Genomic DNA, 12963 nt, shown 5'->3' on the forward strand with positions numbered 1-12963 from the left:
TAAATATTTGACTTTTTAAGGGATTATTAATATAATTTGTTTTATATTACCAGTAATATAAAAATGATGTTTAGAAAAATAGGAGATAATTATGAAGGCAGTAGTTGTACATGATTTTAATGAAGGGCCAAAATTTGAAATGGGATATTCTGAACCTGTAACTAAATTAGATGAAGTTTTGATTAATGTAGTAGGGGCTTCCTTATCTAATCGCGCTCGTTCCAGTGCAACAGGACAACACTATACATCTACGGGGAAACTACCAATGATCCCTGGTGTAGATGGGGTTGGGATTCTACCAAACGGAAAAAAGGTCTACTTTGTTGCAAATGGAAGTTTTGCCGAGCAAGTTGCTGTGGAAAAAGGACATTGGGTTGAAATACCCAAGAGGGTTGATGGTTTAAAAGTTGCGGGTCTTATGAATCCAGCGTTGTCTTCTTGGATGGCTTTAAAATACCGTGCCGATTTTAAAAGAAATCAGAAAATTATGATTCTTGGAGCAACTGGTAATGCTGGAAGTGTAGCAATTCAGGTCGCTAAACGTTTAGGAGCCTCAGATATTATTGCGGTTGGTCGTGGAGAGAAGCGATTAGAAAATTTGAGATCCCTTGGAGCAACTCGTTGGGTTGATCTTGAAGGTGACAAAGAAATTGTTAAGAAAAACCTTGCTGATGCCGGCAAAGATGTTGATATAATTTTGGATTATCTTTGGGGGGATGTGACTGCGGAAGCAATGTGGTCCATTATTCCTCACCGGAGTAGTGATGAACAAGATCTAAAATGGGTTTCAATTGGTACTGCAGCAGGACAAACTGCGCCACTTCCAGGTGCTGCATTTCGAGCTGTAAGGCTGCAGTTAATCGGTTCTGGGCAGGGATCAGTAGATATTCAAGATATTTTAAAATCTTTTAAAGAGATTATAAGGTCGGAAAAGGAAAATCCCTTTGATTTTGCAGTTGAAGAGGTACCATTATCCTCTTTTGAAGAAGGATGGAACAAAAAAGGAGGAAAGCGAATTGTCTTCAACACGAGTAAATAAAATTTCTGCTGGAGAAGAACCTGCAAACTTGAATAAAACGATCCTTGATATATAACTTTGTGCTACATGAAATCCTTGGGTTAGTGCATGAACTACACGAAGCGATTGGGTAATATTCATCATTTAACTCGTGATATCCTAGTACGATGTACACCACTATCATTATAGAGTAGAACGATGAATTTATATGATCAGCGGTAGTAGAAAAAGAAATTATAATATCAAATAATTAAAAATACGTTTTAACCAGTTAAATAACTATTTACTGGTTAAAACGTATTTTAGATTGTTCTTAATATTGAAAAAAAGAGTCTAGATAATTGATTCGATTGGTAAATTCATACCCTTCCAACCTTCTAAAGCACTGGCCAATTCATAAGCCTCAAAGCCGGCCGAGAGTAAGGTTAAAAGTGCAGTTTTTCCTAAGGTTGTTCCACTTGTCCAATCGTATACTACATAGATTTTGTCCTTAGAAAGTTCATTAAGACGATTGGGTAAATCTTTAGCAGGCATTGCAATTGCACCTTTAATTTGGTCTTTTTTAACAGCCGCTGGCGCGTTTCTTACATCGAGAACAACGTAGGGAGAATCTACATCATTCATCTTTTCCAAAACTTTATCATGTCCAATATATAAACTTAAATATGTTTCGAGCCATTCTATTTTTTTATCCATAATTATTTTCCTCTTTTATCTGATAATTTTTTTGTGCCTGTTTTGATTTTATCCAGTAGCATGGAAAACTGATTAACTTCGTCCGCAGATAGATCTTCCATTAAAGTATCAACTGAGCCAAAATTAAATGGTAAGAACTCTGATAATTTAGATTGCCCCATTGCGGTTAACTTAATATTTAAGGACCGTTTGTCGGATGAGGAATGAAGTTTTTCAATTAATCCTTTTTCGTTCATTCGATTTAGTAGTTTGGTTACAGTAGCCTTGGTTGCTCCTAATTTACTTGCAATCTCTGAAGGTGTTAACTGTTGATTAGGTGCTTGTCGTAAAAACATTAAAATAATAAATTTAGATTCGGAAAGTTGATGGTCTGCTAATATCGCATCATACTGTGACTGCATCTCGCGATAGGTCCATTGTATATCGAGGAAAAGTGCGACCTTAGTAGGATCGACCGAGGGAAACTCATGATCTAAAGTACGCAACCTTTCTTGATCGGGTCGATCGCTAAATTTGAAGTTTTCGATGAAATCACCTCTTTTAAATATGATTAGCCGGCTAACTATATAAATAATAACACCAAAATAAAATAAGTCAAAGATAAATCATTGTAAGCTTTTTAAGCAAAGTCTTATGTTAAGTTTTTTGTCTGTGAGATAATTAAACCACTGTTGTTTTGTACAAAATAAATTAAAAAGAAGAAGACCATGAATGAATTAATTAAAACTTTCATGGACCAACGTGGTGCGCTGGCCCAAGCACTGTTGCAACACCTAGAAATTTCAATAATTTCGCTTTTAATTGCTGTAATTATTGCCGTGCCTTTGGCAATCTGGTCAACTAGGCATAAGAGGATAGCAGAATTTTTTCTGCAAATAACCAGTGTTTTACAAACAATTCCGTCCCTAGCACTGCTGGGACTTTTGATTCCGTTTGTCGGAATTGGAAGTGTTCCCGCAATTATCGCTTTAGTAATTTATGCGCTTTTGCCTATTTATCAGAATACTTACATTGGAATTGATGAAATTGATCCTTCATTGGAAGAAGCTGCAGATGCTTTTGGAATGAAAACAAGTCAAAAGCTTTTCAGAGTGGAGTTACCAATTGCTATGCCAGTAATTATTTCTGGGATTAGAACTGCTTTAGTTTTAATTATTGGAACGGCCACTTTAGCAGCCTTGATTGGAGCTGGTGGCTTAGGTAACTTCATTTTACTTGGAATTAATCGTGACAATGTTTACCTAACGTTGATCGGAGCAATTAGTTCTGCACTATTGGCGATTATTTTAAGTATGCTGGTTCGCGTGCTTCAAAAAGTTTCAGTTCGAACTACTTTGGTAACTCTTGGTGTTTTAGTATTAGGATTTGGTGGAGTTGCCGGCTATCAGGCAGTTCAAAAACCTGTGGATCAGGTAACAATTGCTGGAAAGCTTGGTTCAGAGCCTGATATATTGATTAATATGTATAAGGACTTGATTCAGCAGGATAGTCCAACTACTAAGGTGATTTTAAAGTCTAATTTTGGTGAAACTAGCTTTCTTTTTAACGCTCTTAAAGCTGGCCAAATTGATATTTATCCTGAATTTACAGGAACGGTCCTAGAAACCTTAGTAAAAGATTCTTCACATAAAACTTTAAGTGCCAACCAAACGTATCTCCGAGCGCGAAAGTTATTACAAGAACAAGATAACATGGAGTATTTGCCACCAATGCAATATCAAAACACATTTGCTATTGCGGTCAAAGATAGTTTTGCAAAAAAATATAATTTGAATAATATTTCAGATTTAAAAGACGTTGAAAATCAACTTCATGGCGGAATGACGTTGGAATTCATTAATAGACAAGATGGGTTGATCGGTATTAAAAAAGCGTATGGACTTGATTTTCCGGTTAAGTCCATGCAACCATCACTGCGCTACGATGCAATTGCTAAAAATGATATCAATATAGCTGATGCATACTCAACTGATAGTCAGATTCGTCAGTTACATTTAAAAGTCTTGAAAGATAACAAACATGTTTTTCCACCATACCAAGGTGCTCCTTTGATGAAGACTGATTTTGCCAAATCGCATCCAGCAGTTGTGAAAGCTTTGGATCAACTAAAAGGGAAGATTACGGACGAGCAAATGCGTGAGATGAATTATGAAGTAAATGTTCAAAAGAAATCAGCGGCTAGCGTTGCGCATAACTACTTAGTTGAACATCATTTGCTGAAGGAAGGTGCAAAATAATGACAGACGCAATGATTGAATTTCGCCACGTAAAAAAGAACTTTGGAAATGATGAAACAATTAAGGATCTTAGCTTTAAGATTAAAAAAGGTGAATTATTTGTACTAGTTGGAACTTCTGGAAGTGGGAAAACCACTACCCTTAAAATGATTAATCAACTTTATGTTCAAACTGATGGTGATATTTTATTTAAAGGGAAACGAATTAAAGATTATGACTTGCGTTCCTTACGACTGGATATTGGATATGTATTGCAGCAAATAGCTTTATTTCCAACAATGACTGTTGCACAAAATATTGCCCTGATCCCGGAAATGAAAAAGTATCCCAGAACTGAAATTGATAAAAAAATTAATGATTTGTTAAAACAGGTTGAATTAGATCCGGAGCAGTACCGAGATCGTTATCCTAATGAGTTATCAGGCGGGGAGCAACAACGAATTGGTATTTTGAGGGCTATTGCGGCTGAACCACCACTTGTTTTATATGATGAACCCTTTAGTGCTTTGGACCCATTAGTTCGAACTCAATTACAAGATCTGGTATTAAAGTTACATGAAAGCACTAAGAGTACTGCTGTATTCGTTACCCATGATATGGATGAAGCTTTAAAGTTGGGTGACAGGATTGGTGTTATGAGTAATGGTGATTTATTACAGGTTGATACGCCAGAAAATATTGCACAACATCCTGCTAATGATTTTGTGGAAGAATTTTTTGCGGATACCATCAATAAAAACGTCTTTGATACGTCAATTGATAAACTGTTCAAAACTGGATTTTATATTGATAATCCACATTCTGACGATGTAGTTGTCCTAGAGAATAACACTACCCTCACCGAAGTTTTTCAAGCATTATCCGAGCATCAGTATGTCCAAATAAAGGATAATAGGGGTAAGACGATTTGTTGGACCGACCGCCAGGAGGTTATGCGCTTCTTAGGTGAGCGGAGCGATGTTGTCCATGAAAATAAATGATTATATTTGGAAGGAGAATATGGCATGAATGAATTTGATGTTGTAATTATTGGAGCTGGGCCGGGTGGATTAAGTTTGGCATACCAATTAAAAGCTCAAGACAAGAATGTAGCCGTCGTTGAAGAAAATTTATGGGGAGGAACTTGTCCCAATCGGGGCTGTGACCCTAAAAAGGTTCTACTAGCAGCTGTTGAAGCTAAACAGCATAATGACTATTTGGTTGGAAAAGGAATTAAGCAAGCTTCCATGATTAATTGGACAGATTTAATGCAATTTGAAAAGACTTTTACTAAGGATGTTTCTCCATCTAGTCGGGAAGGGTTGGTCAATAGTAATATAACTGTATACGATGGACATGCAACCTTTATTGATAAGCACCAATTACAGATTGATGATCAAATCATTAAAAGTAAGCAGTTCGTGATTGCCACGGGCCAACGTCCCGGACGACTTAGCATTAAGGGACAGGAACACCTTAAAACGAGTACAGACTTTTTGAAAATGGACGAACTGCCAAAATCAATTGCACTAATTGGTGGGGGGTATATTGGGTTTGAATTTGCAGCGATCGCTAGTGCTGCTGGAGCTGATGTGCATTTAATCCATCACAATGATCGTCCGCTCAAAGAATTTCCATCTGATGGTGTTCAATCACTAATTAAACAACTACAGAAAAAAGGCGTTCATTTTGATTTGAATATAGATGTCACTAGTGTTGATCATAGGGATAAGCAATTTCGATTGAGTGATGATGGTAATTTTAATTTAGATGTTGATGCTGTATTTGTAACCGCAGGACGACAGGCTAATGATGATACTTTGAATTTAAATCACATTGGTGTAAAAACTGATCGTGGTGGAATAGTTGTTAATGATCATTTGCAAACCGATGTTGAAAATATCTATGCGCTTGGCGACGTTATTTCTAAAAAGCATCCTAAATTAACCCCGGTTTCTGGGTTTGAAGCCAAGTATTTATCGAAGGAATTAAATGGTGGGGATGAACCAATTGATTATCCAGTTATTCCAACGGTTATCTACGGAATGCCGAAGCTAGCCCAAGTTGGAATATCAATTGAAACTGCGGAGCAAAATCCAGAGCAATTTAATATTAGTAAATTAGATATGAAAAATTGGTTTTCGTACAGGAGAATTAATGAGCCAGTTGCGGAAGCAGAAATTATACACGAAAAATCTACCAATCGAATAGTTGGCGGTTACGTAGTAAGTTCGGAAGCTGACACATTAATCAATTACTTAACGATGATTATTAATAAGCAAATGACCATGGATGATATTACTAATGAAGTATACGCATATCCAACGGAAGCTAGTGATCTAGAGTATCTATAGAGGGTATACTTTTTAAAAAATGAACTGAGATATTATTCAACAAGTTGACATGAATTTCCTGTTTTGTGATATGTTAGTTTTAACTGAATCAGTTTCACGAGAGGAGTATTTATGGAATTTGTTGGGGTCTTGGTTTTAATACTTGTTTTAACTACATTGGCAGGACATTTTGCACAAAGAATGGGTGTTCCTGCAGTAGTTGGGCAATTATTAGTTGGAGTTATTTTAGGAACAGGTGGTTTAAATTTAGTTCATTCAAACGAATTAGTTCAAACCTTTTCGGAAATTGGCGTTATTATTTTAATGTTTCTTGCCGGAATGGAAAGTGACTTAAGGTTGTTGCGAAAGTACTTGAAGCCTTCATTGTTTGTTGCGATACTGGGTGTGATTTCTCCTGTGCTATTTGTTGGTAGTGCGGCCTTGTTACTGCACTTATCTCTACTTGAGTCACTGTTTATTGGAGTAATCTTTTCAGCAACATCAGTCAGTATCTCAGTAGTAGTTTTAAAAGAATATCAAACATTAGATTCTAAAGAAGGAATTACAATTCTTGGAGCTGCCGTGATCGACGATGTCCTTGGGGTGTTGCTATTAAGTATGATGGTTCTTTTAACGGAGGGATCATCAAGTAGCTTAACTCAACAAATTGTTAAGATTGTCGCGGGCCCACTGGTTTTCTTTGGACTAGTATATTTAATTGTGAGGTGGGTTGCACCGTACTTGATGAGGTTAACTGATCAGCTTTATATAACAAATAGTAAGCCAATCATGTCGTTGATTATCTGTTTGGGAATGGCATGGGTTGCCGAAGAAATCGGACTAAGTGCAGCAATTGGTGCATTTTTCGCTGGTATTGCTGTGTCAGCGACAGACTCAGAAAATGAAATTACTGAGAGTATCGAACCAATCGGATATGCCATGTTCATTCCGGTATTCTTTGTAAGTGTTGGTTTAGCTGTTGATTTCAAAAATATTGTGGCCGATTTTTTGATTATTGCAACATTAATCATTTTAGGAACTTTAACAAAGTACTGGGGTGGTGGTATCGGTGCCCGTATGGCAGGATTTGATCGTCTAAGTGGTAACGTAATTGGTGCGGGAATGATTTCGAGAGGTGAAATGGCATTAATTACCCTTCAGATTGGATATGCGGAACACTTGTTAAGCGCTGAATATTATTCGGATATTGTAATTGCGATTGTTGTAGTTACGATCTTGGCACCATTTATGTTGAAATGGACGATTCAAAAGCAACGAGCTGAGCAAGGCTTGAAAGAAAATTAACCTAAAAAAGCGAGATGTTGGTCAAAATTATCCAATATCTCGCTTTTTGTTATAAATTAAATTCTGATGATTTAAAGATTGAGAAGTGAAAATATGGAACCAATTTTAATAATAATCAGGGGAAACTCGGGAAGTGGAAAGACTGTTTTAGCTGATGCATTACAAAATTATTTTGGCTATGACAATTGTTTGTTACTGCATCAAGACATTATTAGGCGAGAAATATTGCATGCAGCTGATCACCCAGGAACAGCAACAATTGGAATGATAGAAACACTAGTTAATTATGGATTAAAGCATTATTCGATAACTATTTTGGAAGGGATTTTGCGTAGAGATGTCTATGGTAAAATGCTGCAAAAATTAATATCTGGCAATGATGTGCATACTTATTATTTAGATGTTCCGTTTGAAACAACTGTTAAGCGAGATCAAACTAAAAATAGCCCCTTTGGTGAAATCAATTTAAAAAAATGGTGGCGAGAGAAAGATTATTTGAATCAAAATGACGTAATTATTAATAGCGGGAATGAAAAAGATATTATGATGAAAATTATTAAAGATATAAGTAAAAAATAATTTTTCAAAAGGAGATTCTCATAAAAAATTCATAAAGTTGATGAAGGCACTAACATTTCCTCATTTATTTTGCTAAAATCGGTATTATTAAAGGTAAAACGGGGGATATATAATGCAGCGAATTTTAATTGCCAATCGTGGTGAGATTGCCACGCGAATTATCCGTGCTATTCATGAGCTTCATATGACAGCTATTGCCATTTATTCTAAAGAAGATGAGTTTTCAATGCACCGTTTTAAGGCAGATGAAGCTTATCTGGTTGGTGAGGGAGATAGCCCCATTGACGCGTATTTAGACATTGAGGATATTATTAGAATTGCTAAAGAACAACAGATTGATGCAATTCATCCTGGGTATGGTTTTTTGTCCGAAAATGCGGATTTTGCACAGGCAGTTACTGACGCAGGTATTAAGTTTATTGGTCCAAGTCCTGAGTTGTTAGAAATGTTTGGTGATAAGATCAAGGCCAAACAGGCTGCAATTAAAGCAGGTGTTCCAACGATTCCTGGGACAAAAGAACCTGTGGAGGATGTTGAAACAGCACTTGCATTTGCTGAACAGTTTGGATATCCAATTTTTGTGAAATCAGCTGCTGGTGGTGGCGGTAAGGGAATGCGTGTTGTTAATCATCCACAGGAAATGCGGGAGGCTTTTCAGATGGCTCAGTCTGAAGCAGAAAAGTCTTTTGGAGATGATGAAACATATCTTGAACGTTATCTGAAGGAGCCTATACATATTGAAGTGCAGATTATTGCCGATGAGCACGGTGAAATAATGCATTTATTTGAGAGGAACTCATCTGTGCAACGGCGTCATCAAAAAATGATTGAGTTTGCACCCGCAATTCAGATCAACGAAAAGCTACGACAGGCTATTCAGCAAGCAGCAGTGCATTTATTACAAAGTGTTGATTATTATAATGCTGCTACTGTGGAATTTTTAGTAGACGGTGATAACTTCTATTTTATGGAAGTTAATCCCCGCGTGCAGGTGGAACATACTGTCACGGAGGAGGTTACGGGCGTTGATATTGTCCAAACGCAGATAAGGATTTCAAACGGTGAAAGATTACATGAAGAAATCGGAATTCCACGTCAGGAAGACCTAAAGGCAGTGGGTGTTGCTATTCAAGCTCGAATTACTACTGAAGATCCTATGAATAATTTTGTTCCAGATGTCGGGAGAATCCAGACCTATCGTTCTCCTGGTGGGAATGGAGTTAGATTAGACGCGGGAAATGCCTTTACGGGGGCTTATATTACTCCTTATTATGATTCTCTTTTGACAAAAGCCATTGTCCACGCTTCTACTTTTGAAGAAACACTTATCAAGTTAGACCGAGTACTTCATGAGTTTGTAATTCGAGGTGTTAAAACAAATTTACCGTTCTTGATTAAGTTAATTCATAATCCAGTCTTCAGGTCAGGACAAGCATCAACGATTTTTGTTGATGAAACACCAGAGTTATTTGATCTAAAGCCTGAATTACATGGAATTACAAAATTGATGGATTATATCGCCAACACAACTGTTAATGGCTATCCAGGGTTAAATATTGAATCTGAAAATTTCCGTCATATTAAGACGGTACACCCGCAGTTTACTAAAACAGACAAAAAATTAATTTCAGCAAAGCAAATTTTGGATCAAAATGGTCCGGATGAGTTATCAAATTGGGTTAAAAAACAAAGAAAAGTACTTTTGACAGATACAACAATGCGTGATGCTCACCAGTCGTTGTTCGCTACTCGACTTAGGACTAAGGATATTGTAGATGTAGCTGGAGAAATTCAAAAGGGACTTCCAGATTTATTTTCTGTCGAAGCTTGGGGAGGTGCAACTTTTGATGTCGCATATCGTTTCTTGGGAGAGGATCCTTGGGAAAGGCTACGAAAGATACGCAAATTAATGCCAGATACGATGATTCAAATGCTATTACGAGGTTCTAACGCAGTTGGATACCAAAACTATCCTGATAATGTAATTGATAATTTTATTGATTTAGCAGCTAAAAATGGTGTGGACGTATTTCGTATTTTTGATTCCTTGAATTGGGTTCCACAAATGGAAGAATCGATTAAACAAGTTAGGGATGTCGGTAAAGTTGCCGAAGCTGCAATGGCGTATACCGGAGATGTCTTAGATACTGATAAAAATAAATACAACATTAAATATTACGTTGATTTAGCCCGTGAGTTGCAAGCAGAGGGTGCGCATATTATTGGTATTAAAGATATGGCGGGAATTTTAAAGCCCCAGGCTGCTTACCGGTTAATCAGTGAATTAAAGAATGCCGTCGAGATTCCGATTCATTTGCACACGCATGATACGACCGGAAACGGAATTTTGACGTATTCAGAAGCAGTTCGAGCAGGCGTTGATATTGTTGATGTAGCGTCATCTTCTTTTGCAGGAACAACATCACAACCATCTATGACCTCCCTGTTTTATGGACTGGAGGGGTCAGAACGGCAACCTGATTTAGATGTAGAAAAAGCTGAAAAAATTGATGAATATTGGAATGATGTTCGTCCCTATTATGAAAGCTTTGGGAAACAACTCAATGGCCCTCAGACTGAAATTTATCGGATTGAAATGCCTGGTGGACAATACACAAATTTGCGGCAACAAGCCAATGCCCTCCGATTGGGAGATCGTTGGGATGACATTAAACAAGCATACGCAACAGTTAACCAGATGTTTGGTGATATTACAAAGGTAACACCATCATCTAAAGTGGTCGGAGATATGGCCCTATTTATGGTGCAAAATAACCTCACAGAGGAACAGGTTTATAGCGAAGGTAACCATCTTGATTTTCCAGAATCAGTCGTGGATTTTTTCAAGGGTGATTTAGGTCAACCGGTTGGCGGTTTTCCAGAAAAATTACAGAAACTTGTTTTGAAGGGCCAACCGGCGATTTCTGTTCGTCCGGGTTCGTTAGCGGAACCAGCTGACTTTGATAAATGGAATTCTAAAACTTCTAAATTACTTAACAGAGAAGCGACGCCAGAAGAGGTTATTTCAAATATTTTATATCCAGATGTTTTTAGTGATTATGTACAAAGAATCAAACAATTTGGACCAATGACGCTTTTAGATACACCTACTTTCTTTGCAGGAATGAGAGTCGGTGAACGAATCGATTTAAGATTAGGAAAAGGACGTTCGGTAATTATTGTATTGCGAGAAATCAGTCAGCCTAATGACGACGGACAACGTTCTTTATTTTTTGAGGTGAACGGTCAAGCAGAAGAAGTAGTTGTACAGGATATGAATGCTAGTGTCACAAATGAGCGCGCAAAGAAAGCTGAACCAACTAATAAGGATCAAATTGGTGCAACTATGCCGGGTTCTGTTGTAGAAGTACTAGTTGAAAAGGGGCAAATGGTACATAAAGGTGACAATTTGATTGTTACTGAGGCAATGAAGATGGAAACAATGATCCACGCTCCATTTGATGCCAAAGTTAAACACATCTATGCTTCTAGCGGAATGCAGATTGAGAATGGTGATTTATTAGTAGAATTGGTACGAATTTAGGGGGATTAGAATGCAATTATCGAAGCGAGTATTAAATGTTAGTCCATCAGCGACTTTGGCGGTTTCAGCAGAATCCAAACGAATGCAAGCAAATGGAATTGATGTTGTTAATTTAAGTGCTGGTGAGCCAGATTTTGCGACTCCACAGAATATCCAAAAAGCGGCAATTAAAAGTATCCAAAATGGAACGGCGAGCTATTATACTCCAGTTCCGGGATTACCAGAACTTCGCCAAGCTGTTAGTGATCGAATTCAAGCGGATACTGGAAGGGTTTTAACAACAGACCATATTTTGATTACTACCGGAGCCAAAATGGCATTATATGAACTCTTTCAGGCTTTGGTTGAACCAAACGATGAAGTGATATTGATTGCACCTTTTTGGGTAAGTTACGAGGAACAAATTAAATTAGCAGGTGGTCAATCAACTGTTGTTCATCCGAGTGCTAATGATATGAAGGTTACGGTTGAGGAATTAGACAAAGTAGTGACGAGAAAAACAAAAATGATTATCATTAACTCTCCACAAAATCCCTCTGGATTAGTATATTCAAAGGAAGAAATGCATGTACTTGCCAAATGGGCGTTAAAGCGTGGAATTTTATTTGTTGTGGATGAAATATATGGGAACCTAGTATACAACGGTCAGAAATTCACATCAGTTTTAACATTTGAAGATGATTTGGTTGCCAATACGGTCGTAATTAACGGTGTTTCAAAGTCGTACGCAATGACTGGTTGGCGAATTGGTTATGCAATTGCGCAACCTGAATTAATTAAAAAGATGTCGGCATTACAAGGACATATGACGTCTAATCCTTCAGCAGTTGCGCAATACGCTGCAATTGAAGCGTTAAGTGGTGAACAAAAAACGGTAATTGAAATGAAAGATGCTTTTCAAAAACGTTTAAATCGAACTGCTGATTTAGTTGAGGCATTACCTGGTTTTCATTTAAAACACAAACCAACCGGTGCTTTTTATCTCTTCCCAAACGTTGAAGAGGCAATGGCAGCAAAAGGGTATGATAGTTCTGCCGAGTTTGCAATGGAACTATTGCAAAAGGCACATGTAGCAGTAGTTGCAGGTGAAGGCTTTGGCATGCCCGGATATATACGTTTATCCTACGCAACTAGTCAGGAACAATTGGATAAAGCTATGAATAGAATTCAAGAATTTTTAGCGGCTAAGTAATGATGACAGGAAAGGTTGCTAACTCGTTGTTGATTTGGCTGAATCACCATCTGTGATAATAAAAGAAGTAATATCTGCTA

The 12963-nt window shown here is 37.4% G+C and carries 10 protein-coding genes; 8 read left to right on the plus strand and 2 right to left on the minus strand.

Features of this window, described 5'->3' with window-relative positions; translation table 11 throughout:
- Positions 1-91 precede the first annotated feature (91 nt).
- Entirely contained in the window at positions 92-1039 is a 948-nt protein-coding gene (locus PECL_RS00310) for a quinone oxidoreductase family protein (RefSeq protein WP_014214594.1), read from the plus strand.
- 312 nt (positions 1040-1351) lie between these two features.
- Here PECL_RS00310 and PECL_RS00315 read toward each other — a convergent pair whose 3' ends face one another.
- Together PECL_RS00315 and PECL_RS00320 are read right to left on the minus strand one after the other, a co-directional pair.
- Positions 1352-1714 (minus strand): rhodanese-like domain-containing protein, encoded by a 363-nt coding sequence (locus PECL_RS00315; RefSeq protein ID WP_014214595.1) that lies wholly within the window; start codon positions 1712-1714, stop codon positions 1352-1354.
- A 2-nt stretch (positions 1715-1716) separates the two neighbouring features.
- Complete coding sequence (locus PECL_RS00320; protein ID WP_231952064.1) at positions 1717-2199, minus strand: MarR family winged helix-turn-helix transcriptional regulator; 483 nt, start codon at positions 2197-2199, stop codon at positions 1717-1719.
- 222 nt (positions 2200-2421) lie between these two features.
- On the opposite strand from PECL_RS00320, the gene PECL_RS00325 reads away from it, so the two are divergent.
- The 7 genes from PECL_RS00325 (at position 2422) to PECL_RS00355 (ending at position 12883) form a co-directional block, all read left to right on the plus strand.
- Positions 2422-3951: an ABC transporter permease/substrate-binding protein gene (locus PECL_RS00325; protein WP_014214597.1), complete on the plus strand. Its 1530-nt coding sequence runs from the start codon at positions 2422-2424 to the stop codon at positions 3949-3951.
- Positions 3951-4931, plus strand: coding sequence for an ABC transporter ATP-binding protein (locus PECL_RS00330; protein ID WP_014214598.1), 981 nt, complete (start codon positions 3951-3953; stop codon positions 4929-4931). The genes PECL_RS00325 and PECL_RS00330 overlap by 1 nt, the downstream gene beginning before the upstream one ends.
- Positions 4932-4955: 24 nt before the next feature.
- On the plus strand, positions 4956-6284 hold the full coding sequence (locus tag PECL_RS00335) for a dihydrolipoyl dehydrogenase family protein (RefSeq protein ID WP_014214599.1): 1329 nt from the start codon (positions 4956-4958) through the stop codon (positions 6282-6284).
- Positions 6285-6395: 111 nt separating this feature from the next.
- On the plus strand, positions 6396-7568 hold the full coding sequence (locus tag PECL_RS00340) for a cation:proton antiporter (protein ID WP_014214600.1): 1173 nt from the start codon (positions 6396-6398) through the stop codon (positions 7566-7568).
- 93 nt (positions 7569-7661) lie between these two features.
- Complete coding sequence (locus PECL_RS00345; RefSeq protein WP_014214601.1) at positions 7662-8147, plus strand: zeta toxin family protein; 486 nt, start codon at positions 7662-7664, stop codon at positions 8145-8147.
- A 112-nt stretch (positions 8148-8259) separates the two neighbouring features.
- On the plus strand, positions 8260-11691 hold the full coding sequence (locus PECL_RS00350) for a pyruvate carboxylase (protein WP_014214602.1): 3432 nt from the start codon (positions 8260-8262) through the stop codon (positions 11689-11691).
- 10 nt (positions 11692-11701) lie between these two features.
- A complete protein-coding gene (locus PECL_RS00355; RefSeq protein WP_014214603.1) occupies positions 11702-12883 on the plus strand; it encodes a pyridoxal phosphate-dependent aminotransferase in 1182 nt (393 codons plus the stop codon).
- Positions 12884-12963: the final 80 nt, after the last annotated feature.

The sequence above is a fragment of the Pediococcus claussenii ATCC BAA-344 genome, assembly GCF_000237995.1.
Lineage (GTDB): Bacteria > Bacillota > Bacilli > Lactobacillales > Lactobacillaceae > Pediococcus > Pediococcus claussenii.

Coding starts and splice junctions, on each gene's coding strand:
- PECL_RS00310 (WP_014214594.1), top strand. CDS start 92: ATGAAGGCAGTAGTTGTACATGATTTTAATGAAGGGCCAAAATTTGAA.
- PECL_RS00315 (WP_014214595.1), bottom strand. CDS start 1,714: ATGGATAAAAAAATAGAATGGCTCGAAACATATTTAAGTTTATATATT.
- PECL_RS00325 (WP_014214597.1), top strand. CDS start 2,422: ATGAATGAATTAATTAAAACTTTCATGGACCAACGTGGTGCGCTGGCC.
- PECL_RS00330 (WP_014214598.1), top strand. CDS start 3,951: ATGACAGACGCAATGATTGAATTTCGCCACGTAAAAAAGAACTTTGGA.
- PECL_RS00335 (WP_014214599.1), top strand. CDS start 4,956: ATGAATGAATTTGATGTTGTAATTATTGGAGCTGGGCCGGGTGGATTA.
- PECL_RS00340 (WP_014214600.1), top strand. CDS start 6,396: ATGGAATTTGTTGGGGTCTTGGTTTTAATACTTGTTTTAACTACATTG.
- PECL_RS00345 (WP_014214601.1), top strand. CDS start 7,662: ATGGAACCAATTTTAATAATAATCAGGGGAAACTCGGGAAGTGGAAAG.
- PECL_RS00350 (WP_014214602.1), top strand. CDS start 8,260: ATGCAGCGAATTTTAATTGCCAATCGTGGTGAGATTGCCACGCGAATT.
- PECL_RS00355 (WP_014214603.1), top strand. CDS start 11,702: ATGCAATTATCGAAGCGAGTATTAAATGTTAGTCCATCAGCGACTTTG.